We start from the raw sequence: 17,654 nt of genomic DNA, 5'->3' as shown, positions 1-17,654 counted from the left end.
CGTCCACAGCGGGCGTGGGCCGGGCGGCTCCCGCGACGGGACCGGTTCGCCCCTCCTGCGGCCCGTTGACCCGGTGGCAGCGTGGGCACCCGTGTCAGGCCCGAACACCGACGACCCCGGCGACACCCGGCAACTCCTGGCGACACCCGGCGACACCCGGCGACACCCGGAAGGAAGATCCCCATGGCCAAGGCCCTGTCGAAGCACCAGCTGGCCTCACTCGACGCGCACTGGCGGGCCGCGAACTACCTCGCGGCGGGCCAGATCTACCTGCTCGACAACCCGCTCCTGACCCGGCCGCTGGTCCCCGAGGACATCAAGCCGCGCCTGCTCGGCCACTGGGGCACCTCGCCCGGACTCACGCTGCTGCACACCCACCTCGGCCGCGTCGTGAAGGAACGCGACCTGGACACCCTGTGCGTGTGGGGTCCCGGCCACGGCGGCCCGGCCGTCCTCGCGGGCGCGTGGCTGGACGGCAGCTACACGCGGACCTACCCGGACGTCACGCGGGACGCCGCGGGCATGGCGCGGCTGTTCCGCCAGTTCTCCTTCCCCGGCGGGGTGCCCAGCCACGTGGCGCCCGAGACCCCGGGCTCGATCCACGAGGGCGGCGAACTGGGCTACTCCCTCGCGCACGCCTACGGCGCCGCCCTCGACAACCCCGGACTGCTGGTCGCCTGCGTCATCGGGGACGGCGAGGCGGAGACCGGGCCGCTCGCCGCCTCCTGGCACGCGAACAAGTTCCTCGACCCGGTGCACGACGGAGCGGTCCTGCCGATCCTCCACCTCAACGGCTACAAGATCGCCAACCCGACGGTGCTCTCCCGGCTCCCCGACGCCGAACTGGACTCCCTGCTGAAGGGGCTGGGCCACGAGCCGATCCACGTCACGGGCGCGGACCCGCTGCGCGTCCACCAGGACCTGGCGGGCGCCCTGGACCGGGCGCTGGACCGCATCGCCCGGATCCAGCACGAGGCCCGCTCCTCGGGCGGCGGCACACGACCGCGGTGGCCGGTGATCGTGCTGCGCACGCCGAAGGGCTGGACGGGCCCCGGCACGGTCGACGGCGAGCCCGTCGAGGGGACGTGGCGGTCCCACCAGGTGCCCCTCTCCGGTGTCCGCGAGAACCCCGCGCACCTGCGGCAGCTGGAGGCGTGGCTGCGCTCCTACCGTCCCGGCGAGCTCTTCGACGCCGCGGGCCGCCCCGTGCCGCAGGTCCTCGCGCACGTCCCCGAGGGCGACCGCCGCCCGGGCGCGAACCCGCACGCCAACGGCGGGCTGCTGACCCGCGCGCTGCCGGTCGCCCCGCTCGAACGGTTCGCCGTCCCCGTGGACAAGCCCGGCAGCACGCTCCACGAGCCGACCCGGGTCCTCGGCGACCTCCTCGCACAGGTGATGCGGGACTCGGCGGACCGGCGCGACTTCCGGGTCGTCGGCCCCGACGAGACCGCCTCCAACCGGCTGGGCGCCCTCTTCGACGCCACCGGGAAGGCGTGGCAGGAGCGGACCGTGGCCACCGACGAGCACCTGTCCCGCGACGGCCGGGTGATGGAGGTGCTGTCCGAGCACCTCTGCCAGGGCTGGCTGGAGGGGTACACCCTGACCGGGCGGCACGGCCTGTTCTCCTGCTACGAGGCGTTCGTCCACATCGTCGACTCGATGGTCAACCAGCACATCAAGTGGCTCGGCACGGCGCGGCGGCTGCCGTGGCGGGCGCCCGTACCCTCCCTCAACTACCTGCTGACCTCGCACGTGTGGCGCCAGGACCACAACGGCTTCTCGCACCAGGACCCCGGCTTCGTCGACCACGTCCTGAACAAGAGCCCCGACGTCGTCCGCGTCTATCTGCCGCCGGACGCCAACACGCTGCTCTCCGTGGCCGAGCACGTGCTGGCCAGCCGCGACTACGTCAACGTCGTCGTGGCGGGCAAACAGCCCTGCTACGACTGGCTGTCCCTGGACGAGGCCCGCGCCCACTGCGCGCGCGGCGCCGGGATCTGGGAGTGGGCGGGCACCGAGGACGGCTCCCGGGAGCCGGACGTCGTCCTGGCCTGCGCGGGCGACGTGCCCACCCAGGAGGTCCTCGCGGCGGCCGGCCTGCTGCGCACGCACCTGCCGGAACTCGCGGTCCGGGTCGTCAACGTCGTCGACATGGCGCGGCTCATGCCCCGGGACGAACACCCGCACGGCATGCCCGACTTCGAGTACGACGCGCTGTTCACCGCCGACCGGCCGGTGATCTTCGCCTACCACGGCTATCCGTGGCTGATCCACCGCCTCGCCTACCGCCGGGGCGGCCACGAGCATCTCCACGTCCGCGGCTACAAGGAGTCGGGGACGACGACCACGCCGTTCGACATGGTCGTCCGCAACGACCTGGACCGGTACCGCCTGGTCATGGACGTCGTCGACCGGGTGCCCGGCCTCGCGGTCCGGGCGGCGGGCGTCCGCCAGGCCATGGTCGACGCCCGGACCCGGCACCACGCGTGGATCCGCGCGCACGGCACCGATCTGCCGGAGGTCGCCGACTGGTCCTGGACCGGCTGACCTCCCCGGTCACGCCCCGGCCCGCAGCCGCGCCGCCTCCGCCACGAGCCAGGCGGGGCGGGCCAGTTCCGCGTTGCGGCCGACACCGCGGGCCGCGCGGTCCAGGGCGTCGGCGGCGGCCCGCGGGTCGGACGAGGCGCGGGCGCGGGCCGCTTCGGCGAGGTCCCGCGCGGCGCCGGCCTCCGTGGCGCCCGCCAACTCCAGGGACGCGGCGGCCCGTTCGGCCGTCCCGGCGGCCGTCGCGTGGTCCCCTGCGGTCCAGTGGGCCCAGGCCGTGTTGTGCAGGACGACGCCCTCGGTGCGCGGGTTCTGCATCGCCGACGCCGCGTCGAGTGCCGCGCCGAACGTCGCGAGGGACTCGTCGGTGCGGTCGAGGGCGAGCAGGGCCAGCGCCTTCGCGTTGAGCGCGAGGTCCGTGGCCTCCTGGATGCCGGACTCCCGGTAGGCGCGGACGGCCTCGTCGCCCGCGGCCGTCACCTCGTCCCAGCGGCCGAGGACCAGCAGGGACACGGCGCGCGCGTTCCAGGCCCTGGCCTCGGTGAGTGCGTCGGCGCGGGCCAGGGCGAGGTCGCGGAGCCGGTCCGCGCCGGCCAGGGCGGCCGTGCCGTCGCCGAGGTAGCTGTGGGCGAGGCTCAGGCTCAGCAGCGCGTGTTCGGCGCTCTCGACGTCGCCCCGCTCCAGGGCGAGTGCGGCGGCCCGGTCGAGCGGGCCGACCGTGGCGTCGAGGCGGCCCAGCTGGCGGTAGGCGTCCCCGAGGCCGAACAGGGCCTGCTGCAGCGCCTCGCGGTCGCCGGTCCGCTCGGCGAGTTCCGCCGCCCGGGCGCACAGGTCGGCCGCCTCGGTCAGCGGGCCGCCGCGCAGCCGGGCCCGGCCGAGGCCGATGAGATGGGCGAGCCGTGCCCGGTCGTCGGTCACCTTTCCCTCCAAGGTCAGATGCATCGAGATGGCCGCGAGGACGGACCCGTGCGCGACCATCCACTCGCTGATCGCCCCGAGCACCAGGGCGGCGCCGTTCATGTCCCCGGCGCGGACGCGGTGGCCGAACTCGCGCCGCTGAGCACGTACGTCGTCGGGTCCTCGCCACTGCTCGCGGGGCACGGCGACGCTCGCGTACCAGTCGGCCGCGTGCCGCTCCACCGTCTCCCGGCCCGTGGCACCGGCCGGGTCCATCGACCCGTACGCGAGGTCGGCGTCCATCGGGTGCAGGGCGAAGGTGCGGCGCGCCCGGTCCACGGACAGCATGTGGACGCGCAGCAGCCGGGTGAGGGCCCGGGTGACGTCGAGGCCGGGGGCGACGGCGGCCACGATGCTGTCGACCGCTTCCCGCGGCACCGGTGTGCGCAGCACCGCGAGGACGTTCAGGACGGTGCGTTCGTCGGGGCCGAGGCGCGCGTAGCGGTCCTGGGCGAGGCCCGCGACGACGTCGCCGCGGAGGGTGAAGTCGGCGAGGACGTCCTGGAGCGTGGGCAGGGTCGCGACGTCCTCGGCCAGGGCGCCGACGAGGAGTTCGAGGGCGCGCGGCACCCCGTGGACGTGCACGGAGGCGCGTAGCAGCTCCTCGTCGTCGAGCCCTGCGACGCCGAGGCCGCCGTCCTGGTCGAGTTCGCGCAGCAGGGCCACGGACTCGGCGGGCGGCAGTCCTTCGGTGAGGGGGACCTCGACAGCGAACCGGCGCAGTTCGGGCGCGAGCCGCAGGGGGAGTTGGGAGGTGACGAGGAGGCGGGGCGTCGCACGGGCCCGGAACAGGCAGTCGAGGAAGACGGCGAGTTCGTCGCCGTCGGCGAGCGTGCCGTCGTCCTGGAGCCGGTCCTCGAGGTTGTCGACGAGGACGACGACGAGCCGGTCGCCCATCGCGGCGAACAGCTCGCCGATCTTGTCCTCGGCGGGCCGGTCGGTGGCCCAGACGTCGAGCAGCCGTGCCTCGTCGGCCGGGCCGAGGACGCGCGCGCAGTCGAGGTAGATCCGCTCCAGGGAGACCCCGGCCGTCCGCGTGCTCAGGTTCACCAGGCCCGCCGGTGCGGGGGCGTGCACCTGGCCGGGCCACTCGCCCCGTTCGAGCAGTTCCATGACCTTGGCCGCCACGGCGCTCTTGCCCATGCCGCGGCGGCCGGTGACGGTCACCATGCGTACGGCGGGGTCGGCGAGGTGCCGGCCGATCGCCTCGCGCACCTCGACGCGGTCCTTGAAGAGTTCGAGGCCGTGGGTGACCGGCAGTCCGATGACCTTCGCGGCCGTGCGCTCCGGCCGGGGTCCCACGTCGAGGAGCGGCTCGGCGTCGGTGATCCGCAACAGCTCTTCGAGTCGTGCGCGGTGCTTCTCGGCGGCCCGCCGCAGCGCGTGGTCGACGCGCACGGCGGTCAGCCGGCCGAGTCCTTCGCCGCGGTGGTGCTCGGCGACGACGCCGACGATGCGAGTGCCGGCCCACACGGCGGCGCCGGACATCCCCGACCAGGGCGACACGGCCGGATCGGGGTCGGCCGCGGCCACCGGCACCGTGATCTCCAGGGTGCCGGTCCGCAGGTTGGACAGGGCGGCGACGGTGCCGTCCGCCTGGTGCAGCTCGCGGAACTGCCGTCCGTCGGGGGCGCGGCGCCGCTTCCACAGCGGGAACCCGGCGGCGTGCACCCCGACGACGGCGTGCCGTTCGTCGTCGACGCGCCCGAACCGCGCGGCAGGGACCGGAGCGGCGCCCGGCGGTGGGGTGAACTCCAGGACGGCGAGGTCGCAGCCGCCGTCCGACCAGGCCACCGTGGCGGCCGCCGTCCACTGTCCCGGCCGGTCGGCGTCGAACCGCAGCTGGACGTCGGCCGCCTGCGCGACCACGTGGAAGGCGGTCAGGACGGCGGTGTCGCCGATCCGGTAGCCGGAGCCGCGCCGCCGTGCGCCCGCCGCGCCGGTGACGATCACCTCCGCTATCCGGTGCGCGTCCAGGCCCTCCGCGGTGTCGGCCGCCATCAGTCCTCGCCGGGCAGTTCGGCACCGGAGATCAGCGCCGGAGCGTCCGGCGCGTCCGCCGTCACGGGCTGCAGCGTCAGCGTGAGCCGCTGCGTGGTGGTGGCCGAGCGGCGCGCCGCGGCCGTCGCGTCGAACACCCAGAACCGCACCTTCACGCCGGGCTCCCGGGTGCGCTCCACCCCGACCGTCAGCTCCAGCTCCACCCGCTCCGCCCGGAACCGGAGGTCGGCGTCCGCGCCCTCCGTCATCGCCCGGCCGAGCTCCCGGCGCAGCTGCGCGATCATGTCCGCCAACTCAACCGCATCGTCCACCAGCAGATACCCTCACCGATCCGCGCCGACCACTGTCCGATCAACTGCCCGCAGGGCAGGGCCACATCATCGCCCATCGGTCCCCGCGGGCGCGCACCGGAGGCGGTGGCCTGGGAATTCGCGGGCGGTGGACGCGCGTTGACCCCACGCGGCACCGTGTCCGGATCGTCACCTGACCGCGCTCCGAAAAGATCTCGCGCGCGGGTACGTTGCCGGGCTGCGCCCCCCTTCGCACACGTTGGCAGAGAGCTGAACCATGCAGGAACTCGAAGTGCCCCGTCTGACGATGCCGTTGGCGTCGGGCGGGCTCGCGGACTCGGTCTTCGTCACGGCCGCGCACAGCCCGGACCGCGTCCAGTTCTCCCTTCCCGGTCCTGGGCGGGAGTGGCGGCCGATCACGGCGGGCCGGTTCGCGGACGAGGTCCTTGCGGTGGCCAGGGGGCTGCTGGCGCACGGCGTGGAGTTCGGGGACCCGGTGGCGGTCATGTCCCGCACCCGGTACGGGTGGACGCTGGCCGCCTACGCGTTGTGGGCGGTGGGCGCGGTCGTCGTCCCCGTGTATCCGACGTCCTCCACGGAGCAGGTGCGCCACATCCTCCAGGAGACGGGCGCGATCGGCTGTTTCGTGGAGAACGAGAACCACGCCATGACGGTGGCCGCGGCGCACGGGCCGCACAGCCCGCTGACCCGGCTGTGGCAGCTGGACCGGGGCTGCATCGACACGCTCATGGCCGACGGGGCGGACGTCGACGACGCGCTGGTGCACGCGCGGCGCGCCGCCGTGCTCCCGGAGCACACCGCGCTGATCTGCTACACGTCCGGCACGACCGGCCGCCCCAAGGGGTGTGTCCTCACGCACGCGAACATGGCCGCCGAGTGCGACACCCTCGCGGCGGGCTGGGGCAGCCTGCTCTCGGCGCCCGGCGAGGACCCGTCCCTGGTGGCGTTCCTGCCGCTCGCGCACTGCTACGGGCTGGTCGTGGTGATCAGTTCGGTGCGGGAGGGGGTCAACGTCGCGTTCCAGCCGGATCCGTCGCCGCAGGTCCTGCTGCCGACGCTGGCCGCGTTCCGCCCGACGTTCCTCTACGCGGTGCCGTACATCTTCGAACGCCTCTTCCGCAGCGCCCGGTTGCAGGCTCGGCAGAGCGGGCACGCGGCGCTCTTCGAGCGGGCGGTGCGGGTCGCCGTCCGGTACGCGGAGGCCGAGCAGCGGCGGGCCGCCGGGCAGGGGTTCGGCCCCGGGCCCCGGCTCAGGCTGCGGCACGCCCTGTACGACCGGCTCGTCTACGCGAAGGTGCGGGCGGTACTGGGCGGCCGGGTGCGCAACGCGGTGTCCGGCGGCTCCCCGCTCTCCCGCGAGCTCGGCCTGTTCCTCGCGGGCTGCGGGATCACCGTGTACGACGGGTACGGGCTGACCGAGACGGCGGCGGCGGTCACCGCGCAGCCGGTCGGGGCGGTGCGGCACGGCACGGTGGGGCGGCCGCTGCCGGGGAACGCGGTCCGGATCGCGCCGGACGGGGAGATCCTGGTCCGCGGTGACGTGGTCTTCGCGGGCTACCACAACGACCCGGTGTCGACCGAAGAGGCGCTGCGCGACGGCTGGTTCTCCACGGGCGACCTGGGGCACCTGGATCCGGACGGCTATCTGGTGATCACCGGCCGCAAGAAGGACATCATCATCACCAGCGGCGGCAAGAGCATCTCCCCGCTGATGCTGGAGGAGGAGCTGCGCGCGCATCCGCTGATCTCCGGCTGTCTCGTCGTCGGCGACAACCGGCCGTACGTGGCCGCGCTGATCACGCTCGACCAGGAGGCGGTGGCGAGCTGGCTGGCCCTGAAGGGCCGGACGCCCGAGGAGCCGGCCGTCCTGGTGACGGACGAGCAGCTCCTCGGGCACGTGCGGCGGGCGATCAGCCGGGCCAACACCCGGGTCTCCCGCGCCGAGTCGATCCGTGCCTTCCGGGTGCTGACCGGGGACTTCACCGCGGACGAGAGTCTGCTGACGCCGTCCCTGAAGGTCCGCAGATCGGCGGCGATGGAGCGCTATGCGCGGGAGATCGACGAGCTGTACCGGACGGCCAGGCGGCCGCTCAGCAGCTGAGGTTGCCGCCGGGGTCGACGCCGAGGATCTGGGCGAACTTCTTGTAGTTGTCGATGCGGCTCTGGACCTGCGCGGGGTTGCCGCCGTCGCATTCGATGCTGCCGTTGATGCTGCGGATGGTCTGGCCGAAGCCGGCGCTGTTGACCATGGCGTCGTGCGGCGTCATGGTGCCGGGTCCGGTCTGGGTGTTCCAGTACCACAGGCCGGTCTTCCAGGCGACGGCCGCGTCGTTCTGCACGAGGTCGGGGTTGTTCAGCAGGTCGATGCCGAGCGCGTCCCCGGCCGCCTTGTAGTTGAAGTTCCAGCTCAGCTGGATCGGTCCGCGCCCGTAGTACTTGTCGGTGCCCGCGGGGCAGCCGTAGGGCTGGGAACCGTCGCAGTAGTGGGGGTAGTTGGCGGTGTTCTGCTCGACCACGTACACGAGGCCGCCGGTCTCGTGGCCGACGTTCGCGAGGAAGGCGGCGGCCTCCTGCTTGCGGACGGTGTCGCTGCCCGTGCCGGTGAATCCCGGGTAGGCGTCGAGTGCCGCGGTGAGTCCTTGGTAGGTGTAGAAGGCGTTCCGGCCCGGGAACATCTGGTCGAACTGGGCCTGGCTGACGATGAAGTCGGCCTGGGTGCCGGCCTTCTCGGCGGACGCGGGTCCGGCCAGGGTGAACAGGCCGAGGGTCGCGGCGGCTCCGGTGGCGGTCAGCAGTCCGAGGGTGCGTCGGCGCATGAGTGCGCTCCCATCGCTGGTGGTGTGGGGGGTACGGCGCCGCGGGCCGGGACACGTGGGCACGTGCCGTGGGGGCCGGCTCGCGGCGCCGCCGTGCGGGGGTGGAGCGAGGCGTCAGCCGCCGACGTTCACGTCGATGCAGGCGTAGAACGCGTTGGTGGTGTCGGCGATGTTCCAGACGGCGAGGACCTTCTGCCGTCCGGTCAGGGACCCGAAGTCGACCTGGTGGGTGACCGTGGCGCCGGGTTTGGCGCCGCCGTCGTCGAACTCGGCGATCTCCTGGCCGCCGACGAAGTACTGCCAGGTGCTGGTGGCGTGCTGGGCCGTCAGCTTCCACTGGAACTCCGTGCTGCGCTGGACCGGGGTGGCGACCCAGCCCTTGGAGTCGTCGTCGAGTTCGGCGAACCGGCTGTTCCCGCCGCTGCAGCTGGTGAGCCCCTTGGGGCCCTCGACGCTCTGCGGCTCGTAGGTGATGTCCCCGCAGGACACCGTGCCCGCCGCGCACTGCGCCTGACGGCTGGGCGGGGTGGAGATGTATCCGTGGGCGCTGGCGGAACCGGCGGGAAGGCTGACGGCGACGATCGGTGCCAGGGCCGCGCCGATGAGCGCGGCGGTCTTCCTTCTGGCGTTCATGCGTACTCCTTCACTTCAGGCTTCCCGGGCACGCGGAACATGGGGGGTCGCGTGTCCGGGCCGGCCTCTCGAGGGTGGGGCCAAGAGGCGCGAAGGGGGCAGGGGAAGGTCCGCCCCGCACAAGGCAGGGCGAACTCCCGTAAGCGGAACGGCCGTTGCTGCTTGGACTAGACCATACAAGTGGTCGTGATCCTGTCAAGGCGGTCCCGGCCCGAGCGGGTCCCGCGTGCCGACAATCCGCCGAATACGTCATGGGGGTGATAACCGGCCACCACCGCAACCGGCGAAGGCCCGCGGCCGCTCTCCCCTCACGACGCGGCTGACCCAGACGCCAAGGAGGGCTCGATGCACACGACCACGCCCCGGCTCCACTCCCTCACCCCGGAGCGGCAGGACGACTGGCTGCTGCCCCCGCCCAACCCGGCCGACCGGCTCCCCTGCCACGTCGACCCGCGCGATCTGCGCCGCCTGGAGCTGAACGCCATCCTCACCACGGCCGGCATCGCGCCGTCGCCCGGCGACCGGGAGGCGATCGACCGGATCAGCGCGCTGCCCGACGACGTGCACACCGCGCTGTGCCGCTGGCTCACGGCGGGCCGGGACATCGACTCCGTATCCGAACCGGTCACGACGTTGACTTGGCGCCATGCGGGGTAGTGGGCCAGGACGCATCACCGGAACGAAGGGAGACACACGATGGCACTCCGGAGCACTCCGAAGTACACGGTCCCGGGCCTCACCGTGGAGCAGGCCGGAGAACTGATCGACACCCTGCAGATGCGGCTGCACGCCCTGAACGATCTGCACCTGACGCTCAAGCACGTCCACTGGAACGTGGTCGGCCCGCACTTCATCGCCGTGCACGAGATGATCGACCCCCAGGTCGACCGGGTCCGCGACATGGCGGACGACGTGGCGGAGCGGGCCGCCGCGCTCGGCGGGATCAGCCAGGGCACACCGGGTGCCCTCGTGGCCGCCCGCTCGTGGGAGGACTACAGCGTCGGCCGCGCCGACGCCCTGGCCCACCTCGGCGCGCTCGACCTCGTGTACACGGGCATCATCGAGGACGTCCGCAAGGCGGTCGACAGGACCGGGCCCATCGACCCGGCCACCCAGGACCTGCTGATCGAGCAGCTGCGCGACCTGGAACAGTTCCAGTGGTTCGTGCGCGCCCACCTGGAGACCGCGGGCGGCGCCCTGCGCACCGGCAGCGCGGAGACCGAGGTTGAGGCGGCACGGCAGGCGGCCCCCTGAGCGCACGAACGCGCGCCGGGTGATTCGGATACCCGTTCGCGGGAACGCGGTTACCCATGAAGCCGTCCGATGCAGTACGAGACAGGATTCCCCTCGCTGTGGCGTGCGTGGGCGCGGCCGTCCTGGCCCTGTCCGCCTGCGGCGGCACGGCGTCGGCGGGCCGGGACCCCGCGGGCGCCGCGGCCACCACCGTCGCGGAGTCCGAGCGGGCGCCGGTCGCGCACGGCGCCGCGGAGAAGGCCGCCGGGGGCTCGACCGGCACGCCGCGCTGCGGCGCGGCGGAGCTGAAGCCGTCCGTGGCCGTGGACCAGGGCGCGGCGGGGAACGTCTACTACGACCTCGCCCTGACGAACACGGGCGCCGCGGCGTGCGCGCTGAAGGGCTACCCCGGGGTGTCGCTGATCCAGCGCGACGGGAGCACCGTCGGGGTCCCCGCCGAGCGCGAGGGCCCGGCGGGCCCCGCCGTCGCCCTCGCCCCGGGCCGCGCCGCCCACGTCACCCTGCACACGGTGAACCGGGGCGTCAGCGACGCCGGTTGCTGGGGCCGGCACGACCTGCTCAAGATCTATCCGCCCGGCTCCACGGACCCGTTGACCCTGCGCGACGGCCAAGTCCGGGTGTGCGGCGACATGTTCACGGTCACGACGACGCGGTCGGCCGCCGGGTGACGGCGCGGCATTTGCCGCAGCCGGGGCGTTCGTTCGCGTGACGCGCCCGCCGACCTGCGCCGGACGCCGAACTCCTCTGTCTAGCGTGAGGGTTCGTGTGGTTGGCCAACCTGTGAGGAGCTCTCATGTCCGATGAGGAAGCGGAGCGCCCGGCGCTGTTGGGCGTGCAGATGCGGCGCGTGTCATTGGACGACGGCACCGTGATGACGATCATCTGCGACGCCGGGCTGCCGGAGGAGGAGGTGCGCTCGCGCGCCGAGCGTCTGGCGAAGGAGAACCGGGGGCGGTAGGCGGCGGCCCGCCGCTCAGGCCCCCTCCGCCGCACCGTCCACCCTCGCGCCGGCCCCCGCCTCCCCCGTCCCGGCCCCCGCCGTGCCGATCTCGGCCAGCAGGCCGGCCAGGGCGCGGGCGGCGGCGCTCGGGGGCCGGTCGGCCGGGGCCGCGAGGAAGAGGGGCCAGCGCAGATCGGCGCCGGACACCGGGATCACGGCGAGCCCGTGGGCGGTGTCGGCGAGGAAGCGGGGCAGCAGGGCGACGCCGAGCCCGGCCCGTACGTAGTCCGCGCTGGTGCCGATGTCGGTGATCTCGATGGTGACGTGGCGCTGCACCCCCGCCGCGGCGAAGGCCCGGTCGGCCACGGAGCGGTTGCCGTAGCCGATGGGGCAGTCGATGAAGCGCAGCCCCGTGAGGTCGCCGACGGCCACGTGGGCGCGCCCGGCGAGCGGATGGCCGGGCGGCACCACGAGGTCCATCGTCGCCTCGGCGAGAGGGGTCAGCTCGATCCCGGCCGGACGTGGTCCCGGCAGGGAGACGAAGGCCAGGTCGAGGCGGCGTTCGGCGAGCGCCGTGATGTGCCCCTGGGAGCCGGTGATCGCGGCGCTGACCTGCAATTGGACCCCCGGATTGCGCCGGTGGAACTCGCCGAGCAGTCCGGGCAGGTCGATCAGCCGGATCGAGGTGAGGGTGCCCAGGCGCAGCGTGCCGCGCAGTCCGCCGCGCACCTCGGCCACCGCGTCGGCGGCGTCCCGTGCCGCGTCCAGGGTGATCCGGGCGCGGGGCAGCAGGGCCCGGCCCGCGTCGGTGAGCAGCACGCGCTTGGAGTTCCGGTCGAGCAGGCGCGCGTCGAGCTCGCGCTCCAGCGCCTTGACGGCGGCCGAGACGGCGGACTGCACGATGTGCAGCCGGGCCGCCGCGCGCGTGAAGTTCTGCTCTTCGGCCACGGCGACGAAGTACTCGAGGTGACGGAGCTCCATTCCGCGACTATCGCACATCGCGATCGTCACCAGCTTCAAGATTCGTTGGACGCGATGGCTGGCGGGGCGGACAGTGGGGCGTGTCCCCGCCCGCAGACTCCTGGATCGGAGCAACGCCATGACCAGCCCGGCGTCCGTCCTCCCCCGACCCGTCCCGCACGACGGCCGGTCCCCCGGCGTCCCCGCCGGTTCCCGCCGCCACGGGATCGGCTTCTGGGCCGTCGCGCTGACCTTTCTGACGGCGATGGCGTTCTCGACCGTGCCGACGCCGCTCTACCCCCTGTACGAGGCGCGGGACGGCTTCTCGACGTTCATGGTCACGGTCGTCTTCGCCGTGTACGCGGTGGGCGTCGTGGTCAGTCTCATGCTGGCCGGGCACGTGTCGGACTGGGTGGGCCGCAAGCGGATCCTGCTGGCCGCGCTCGCCCTCGAACTGGCCGCCGCCGCGCTGTTCCTGACGAGCGCGGCGCTGCCGGTCCTGCTGGTGGCCCGGTTCGTCACCGGTCTCGGTGTCGGCATGCTCACCGCGACGGCCACCGCCCACCTCCACGAACTGCACGCGGCGCACCGCCCCGGCGCCTCGGCCCAGCGGTTCGAGCTGGTCTCCACCGCGGCGAACATCGGCGGTCTCGGCGTGGGTCCGCTGGTCGCGGGGTTCCTCGCGCAGTACCTGGGCGCGCCGCTGCGGCTGCCCTACGCCGTCTTCGCGGTGCTGCTCGCCGCGGCGGTCGTCGCACTCGCCGGCACGCCGGAGACGGTGCGCACCCCGGCGCGGCGGCCGCGCTACCGCCCGCAGCGGGTCAGCGCCGACCACGGCGACCGGGCAGGTTACCTGGCGGCCGCGGCGGCGGGCTTCGCGTCCTTCGCGGTGTTCGGCCTGTTCACGTCGATCGCCGCGGGGTTCGTCGGGCACACCCTCGGCCACCCGTCCCGCGCGCTGGCCGGGGCCGTCGTCTTCGCGGTGTTCGGCGGCGCGGCCGTCGCCCAGACCGCGACGCAGCGGCTGCCCGCCCGGGCCAAGATGACGACGGGCCTGGTGACCGAGGGGGCCGGATTCCTGACGCTGGTCGCCGGCATGCACACCGCGAACCTGGCGACGTTCCTGGTGGGCGGTGTGGTGGCGGGAGTGGGCGCGGGCCTGCTGTTCAAGGCGGCGGTCGGCTCGGTGGTCGCCATGGCGGCGCCGGCCCGCCGCAGCGAGGCGCTCGCCGGCCTGTTCCTCGTCGCCTATCTCGGTCTGAGCGTCCCGTCGGTGTCGATCGGCGTGGCCACCCTGTCCGTGACGGCCACCACCGCGCTGACCTGGTTCACCGGGGTGCTCCTTGTCCTGCTGGTGACGGTGGCGGTCCTCAACCGGCGCTCCCCGGGCGGTCGTTGAGCCGCTGCCCGGTGATGGCGGCCCGGTTCGTGCGGGTCCACTCCAGGAGCTCGTCGGCCGTCCAGGTCGTGACGACGCGGTCGGCGGGGACGCCGCACTCCTCGGCCCGGGCGCAGCCGATCACCTGCCAGTCCAGCTGACCGGGCGCGTGGGCGTCGGTGTCCACGCTGAACAGCGTTCCGGCGGCCACGGCCCGGCGCAGCAGCCGGCGGGGCGGATCGAGGCGTTCGGGCCGGCTGTTGATCTCCACGGCCGTGCCCGCCGCGGCACAGGCGGCGAACACCTCGTCGGCGTCGAAGTCGGACTCCGGCCGGCCGCGCCCGGTGACGAGCCGGCCGGTGCAGTGGCCGAGGACGTCGGCGCGCGGATCGCTGACGGCGGCGACCATGCGCCGGGTCATGGCGGGTCCTGCCATGCGCAGTTTGGAGTGGACGGAGACGACCACCACGTCGAGCCGGTCGAGCAGGTCCGGCTCCTGGTCGAGGGAGCCGTCGTCGAGGATGTCGCACTCGATGCCGGTCAGCAGCCGGAAGGGCGCCCAGCGGCGGTTGAGCTCGGCGACCACGTCCAGCTGTTCGCGCAGCCGCTCCGCGGACAGGCCGCGGGCCACGGTCAGCCGTGGCGAGTGGTCGGTGAGCACGGCCCATTCGTGGCCGAGCGCCCGCGCGGTCAGCCCCATGGTCTCGATCGGGCTGCCGCCGTCGGACCAGTCGGAGTGCAGGTGGCAGTCGCCGCGCAGCCGGGCCAGCAGTTCGGTGCCGCCGTCGGCGAGCGGGGTGCGCGCCTCGCGTTCGAGGCCCGTCAGATAGCCGGGCGGTTCGCCGGCCAGTGCTTCCCGTACGACGCCCGCGGTCTTGGGCCCGATCCCCTTGAGCGACTCCAGGGACCGGTCCGCGACCCGCCGGCGCAGTTCGTCGGCGGACAGCTCCGCGACGATCGCGGCGGCGGTGCGAAAGGCCCGTACGCGATAGGTCGGGGCCTGTCCGCGCTCCAGCAGGAAGGCGATCCGTTCGAGCGCCTCGACGGGTTCCATCGGCACCTCCGGGGGCCGGGGTCGGGCCGGGGTCGCCCTCCAGCCTCTCCCAGGAAACGCCGGGCGGCACCGCGAGGCGCGCTCGGGCTACGCCCGCTCGCCGCCCGCCACGGTCCGCAGCACCTCGAAGCCCTCGCGCACCAGGTCCACGAGCCCGCGCGTCCGCCCCCGGTCCTCGACCCAGCGCTCGAAGGCGACGTGGAACACGGCCGTGCCCGCCTCGGCGCTCAGCCGCGCGGCCAGGGGGTCGACGCCACGGGCGCCCAGGGCCCCGGCCATCGTCGCGGCGAGCTTGGCACGCTTGATCAGCTCGCGCTCGCGCAGTTCGGCGTGGGCCGCGACGACGGACTGCCGGGTGAGCACGCTGTCCTGCCGTTCCTGCATCCCGGCACTGACGGCCTCGATCGCGGCGGCGACGGCGGTGAGCGGGGAGGCGGTCGCGGGCGCCTCGGTGACGACCTTCGTCAGCTGCTCCTCCATCACGGCGGAGCCGAGGAAGAGCACCTCGCGCTTGTCGGGGAAGTGCCGGAAGAAGGTCCGCTCGGTGAGACCCGCGCGGCGCGCGATCTCGGCGACCGTCGTCTGCTCGTAGCCGTGCTCGGCGTACAGCTCGAGAGCGGCGGCGAACAGCCTCTCCCGTGAATTCGGCTCCCAGCGACCCATGCGCCTCATCCTACGTGACGACAGTGACTGACATCGCCGTGCTACTGTCGATGACAGTCACTGACATCGATGGTGTCCCGGCCGCCGCGACCGCGAGCGGCGGGGCCCTGGAGGTTCCCCATGCGTTACTTCGTCACCGGCGCTTCCGGCTTCATCGGATCCGCCGTCGTCCCCGAACTGCTCGGCGCGGGCCACGAGGTCGTCGGGCTGGCCAGGTCCGACGCGTCCGCCGAGGCCCTCGCGGCGGCCGGCGCGCAGGTCAGGCGCGGCGACCTCGACGACCTGGACGCCCTGCGGGCCGGCGCCGCCGACTCCGACGGCGTCATCCACCTGGCGTTCATCCACGACTTCGACCGGCACGAGCAGGCCGCACGGGTCGACCTGCGGGCGATCGAGGCGATGGGCGCCGAACTCAAGGGCTCCGACCGGCCGTTCGTCATCGCCTCCGGCACGCTCGGGCTGAAGCCCGGACGGCTGGCCACCGAGCAGGACATGCCCGACGCGGCCCTGTCCCCGCGCGCCGCCGCCGCGGCCACGACGCTGGCCCTCGCCGACGACGGCGTACGGTCCTCCGTCCTGCGGCTCGCGCCCTCCGTGCACAGCGACGCCAGGACCGGCTTCGTCGGGTACCTGGTCGACGTCGCCCGCCGGCAGGGCGTCGCCGCGTACGTCGGCGACGGCACCTCCCGCTGGAACGCGGTGCACCAGCGGGACGCCGCCCTGCTGTTCCGGCTGGCGGCGGAGCGCGCTCCGGCCGGCTCGGTGCTGCACGGGGTCGACGAGGAGGGCGTGGCGATGCGTGACATCGCCGAGGTGATCGGACGCCGGCTCGGCGTGCCGACCGCCTCGATCGCCCCCGAGGAGGCGGCCGGGCACTTCGCCTGGATGGGTCCGCTCGTCTCCCTGGACGCCCCTGCCTCCAGCCTGCTCACGCGGGACCTGCTGGACTGGCGGCCGACCGGTCCGACGCTGCTGGCGGACCTCGACGGCGGCCGGTACTTCGATCAGGCCTGACGGCGGGTACCCGCTGTGGGATGGTGGTCGGGTGGACCTGGAGGATCTCGCCCGGCTGCGCCGGGCCCGCGACCAGATGGACCGCGAGTACGCGGAGCCCCTCGACGTGCCCGCGCTGGCGCGCACCGCCCTCATGTCGGCCGGCCACTTCTCCCGCAGCTTCCGGGCCGCGTACGGGGAGACGCCGTACAGCTATCTGATGACGCGCCGGATCGAGCGCGCGAAGGCGCTGCTGCGCCGCGGCGACCTGTCGGTGACGGAGGTCTGCTTCGCCGTGGGCTGTACGTCGCTGGGGTCGTTCAGCACCCGGTTCACGGAGCTCGTCGGGGAGAGCCCGAGCGCGTACCGGGCCCGTGGCCACGAGGACGGGGCCGCCATCCCGGCCTGCATCGCCAAGATCCACACGCGGCCGGTGCGGAACAGCCAGTAGCGGCCCGTGCCGATCGGTCGGCACGGGCCGCGCGGATCGGTCGGCACGGGCCGCGCGGATCGGTCGGCACGGGCCGCGCGGATCGGTCAGTACGGCGCGTGCCGATCGCTCAGTACGGCGCGTGCGGTTCGGTCAGTAACGGAGAAGCAGAAGCCGTCCCCGGCCCGTAGGTTGGCGGGCATGGACATCAAGCTTTCAGACACCTTCATCGCCGTCGACGACCACGACAAGGCGCTCGCGTTCTACCGGGACGTGCTCGGCCTCGAAGTGCGCAACGACGTCGGGTTCGAGGGCATGCGCTGGGTGACGGTCGGCTCGGCGTCGCAGCCCGACGTGAACATCGTCCTCGAACCGCCGCTCGCCGACCCGAACGCCTCGGCCGCCGACCGGCAGGCCATGGCGGAGCTGCTCGCCAAGGGACTGCTGCGCGGCGTCATCTTCCGCACGGACGACGTCGACGCGCTCTTCGAGCGGGTCCGCGCGGCGGGCGCCGACGTGCTGCAGGAGCCCATGGACCAGCCCTACGGCGTCCGTGACTGCGCGTTCCGCGACCCGTCGGGCAACATGCTCCGGTTCAACCAGGCCCGCAAGTAGCCGGATCGGTCAGGCGGCGAGGCCCGCGGCGGGTGCGCCGAGGCGGGCGGCCGCGGTCCGCCAGGCGTCGGTCACCGCGCCGTGGGCCTGCCGGGTGACCTCGGC

At 73.9% G+C, this 17,654-nt stretch carries 17 protein-coding genes; 10 read left to right on the top strand and 7 right to left on the bottom strand.

All coding sequences use genetic code 11. From position 1 onward, the window contains the following. The first annotated feature begins 183 nt into the window (after positions 1-183). On the top strand, positions 184-2,547 hold the full coding sequence (locus RBJ77_RS31810; protein ID WP_372348130.1) for a phosphoketolase: 2,364 nt from the start codon (positions 184-186) through the stop codon (positions 2,545-2,547). 9 nt (positions 2,548-2,556) lie between these two features. Here RBJ77_RS31810 and RBJ77_RS31805 read toward each other — a convergent pair whose 3' ends face one another. Both RBJ77_RS31805 and RBJ77_RS31800 read right to left on the bottom strand, forming a co-directional pair. After that, the gene (locus RBJ77_RS31805) at positions 2,557-5,502 is read right to left on the bottom strand and encodes a trypsin-like peptidase domain-containing protein (protein WP_372348129.1); all 2,946 of its coding nucleotides are present in this window, start codon (positions 5,500-5,502) and stop codon (positions 2,557-2,559) included. Continuing rightward, complete coding sequence (locus RBJ77_RS31800; RefSeq protein WP_372348128.1) at positions 5,502-5,813, bottom strand: trypco2 family protein; 312 nt, start codon at positions 5,811-5,813, stop codon at positions 5,502-5,504. Before RBJ77_RS31800 ends, RBJ77_RS31805 begins: the two co-directional genes overlap by 1 nt. A 256-nt stretch (positions 5,814-6,069) precedes the next feature. Here RBJ77_RS31800 and RBJ77_RS31795 point away from each other — a divergent pair, with 256 nt between their 5' ends. Continuing rightward, positions 6,070-7,914, top strand: coding sequence for a long-chain fatty acid--CoA ligase (locus RBJ77_RS31795; RefSeq protein ID WP_372348127.1), 1,845 nt, complete (start codon positions 6,070-6,072; stop codon positions 7,912-7,914). On the opposite strand, the gene RBJ77_RS31790 is transcribed toward RBJ77_RS31795, so the two are convergent. Continuing rightward, positions 7,904-8,629, bottom strand: coding sequence for a chitinase (locus RBJ77_RS31790; protein ID WP_372348126.1), 726 nt, complete (start codon positions 8,627-8,629; stop codon positions 7,904-7,906). The genes RBJ77_RS31795 and RBJ77_RS31790 overlap by 11 nt on opposite strands. A 114-nt stretch (positions 8,630-8,743) precedes the next feature. Then, positions 8,744-9,262, bottom strand: a complete 519-nt coding sequence (locus RBJ77_RS31785; protein WP_255980337.1) for a lytic polysaccharide monooxygenase auxiliary activity family 9 protein — start codon at positions 9,260-9,262, stop codon at positions 8,744-8,746. Between the two features lie 345 nt (positions 9,263-9,607). On the opposite strand from RBJ77_RS31785, the gene RBJ77_RS31780 reads away from it, so the two are divergent. The 4 genes from RBJ77_RS31780 to RBJ77_RS31765 all read left to right on the top strand — a co-directional run bounded on the left by RBJ77_RS31780 (position 9,608) and on the right by RBJ77_RS31765 (position 11,474). Further along, complete coding sequence (locus RBJ77_RS31780) at positions 9,608-9,919, top strand: hypothetical protein (protein ID WP_372348125.1); 312 nt, start codon at positions 9,608-9,610, stop codon at positions 9,917-9,919. Between the two features lie 39 nt (positions 9,920-9,958). Continuing rightward, the gene (locus RBJ77_RS31775; protein WP_372348124.1) at positions 9,959-10,516 is read left to right on the top strand and encodes a Dps family protein; all 558 of its coding nucleotides are present in this window, start codon (positions 9,959-9,961) and stop codon (positions 10,514-10,516) included. Positions 10,517-10,614: 98 nt separating this feature from the next. After that, positions 10,615-11,184, top strand: a complete 570-nt coding sequence (locus RBJ77_RS31770) for a DUF4232 domain-containing protein (RefSeq protein ID WP_372348123.1) — start codon at positions 10,615-10,617, stop codon at positions 11,182-11,184. A 125-nt stretch (positions 11,185-11,309) separates the two neighbouring features. After that, the gene (locus RBJ77_RS31765) at positions 11,310-11,474 is read left to right on the top strand and encodes a hypothetical protein (protein WP_372348122.1); all 165 of its coding nucleotides are present in this window, start codon (positions 11,310-11,312) and stop codon (positions 11,472-11,474) included. A 15-nt stretch (positions 11,475-11,489) separates the two neighbouring features. On the opposite strand, the gene RBJ77_RS31760 is transcribed toward RBJ77_RS31765, so the two are convergent. Beyond that, the gene (locus tag RBJ77_RS31760) at positions 11,490-12,437 is read right to left on the bottom strand and encodes a LysR family transcriptional regulator (protein WP_372348121.1); all 948 of its coding nucleotides are present in this window, start codon (positions 12,435-12,437) and stop codon (positions 11,490-11,492) included. 118 nt (positions 12,438-12,555) lie between these two features. Here RBJ77_RS31760 and RBJ77_RS31755 point away from each other — a divergent pair, with 118 nt between their 5' ends. Next, the gene (locus tag RBJ77_RS31755) at positions 12,556-13,815 is read left to right on the top strand and encodes an MFS transporter (protein ID WP_372348120.1); all 1,260 of its coding nucleotides are present in this window, start codon (positions 12,556-12,558) and stop codon (positions 13,813-13,815) included. Here the strand turns inward: RBJ77_RS31755 and RBJ77_RS31750 are convergent. Together RBJ77_RS31750 and RBJ77_RS31745 are read right to left on the bottom strand one after the other, a co-directional pair. Further along, positions 13,787-14,848 (bottom strand): PHP domain-containing protein, encoded by a 1,062-nt coding sequence (locus RBJ77_RS31750; RefSeq protein ID WP_372348119.1) that lies wholly within the window; start codon positions 14,846-14,848, stop codon positions 13,787-13,789. The two genes, RBJ77_RS31755 and RBJ77_RS31750, sit on opposite strands and share 29 nt — an antisense overlap. A gap of 87 nt (positions 14,849-14,935) precedes the next feature. Continuing rightward, on the bottom strand, positions 14,936-15,511 hold the full coding sequence (locus RBJ77_RS31745) for a TetR/AcrR family transcriptional regulator (RefSeq protein WP_372348118.1): 576 nt from the start codon (positions 15,509-15,511) through the stop codon (positions 14,936-14,938). 120 nt (positions 15,512-15,631) lie between these two features. On the opposite strand from RBJ77_RS31745, the gene RBJ77_RS31740 reads away from it, so the two are divergent. The 3 genes from RBJ77_RS31740 (at position 15,632) to RBJ77_RS31730 (ending at position 17,549) form a co-directional block, all read left to right on the top strand. After that, positions 15,632-16,525 (top strand): SDR family oxidoreductase, encoded by an 894-nt coding sequence (locus RBJ77_RS31740; RefSeq protein ID WP_372348117.1) that lies wholly within the window; start codon positions 15,632-15,634, stop codon positions 16,523-16,525. Positions 16,526-16,601: 76 nt separating this feature from the next. Further along, positions 16,602-16,955, top strand: coding sequence for a helix-turn-helix transcriptional regulator (locus RBJ77_RS31735; RefSeq protein ID WP_372348150.1), 354 nt, complete (start codon positions 16,602-16,604; stop codon positions 16,953-16,955). A gap of 180 nt (positions 16,956-17,135) precedes the next feature. Then, positions 17,136-17,549, top strand: a complete 414-nt coding sequence (locus tag RBJ77_RS31730) for a VOC family protein (RefSeq protein WP_372348116.1) — start codon at positions 17,136-17,138, stop codon at positions 17,547-17,549. Positions 17,550-17,654: the final 105 nt, after the last annotated feature.

The sequence above is a fragment of the Streptomyces sp. KL116D genome (genome assembly GCF_030766975.1).
Taxonomy (GTDB): Bacteria; Actinomycetota; Actinomycetes; order Streptomycetales; family Streptomycetaceae; genus Streptomyces; species Streptomyces longispororuber_A.
This window is presented reverse-complemented; position numbering and strand designations above follow the sequence as displayed.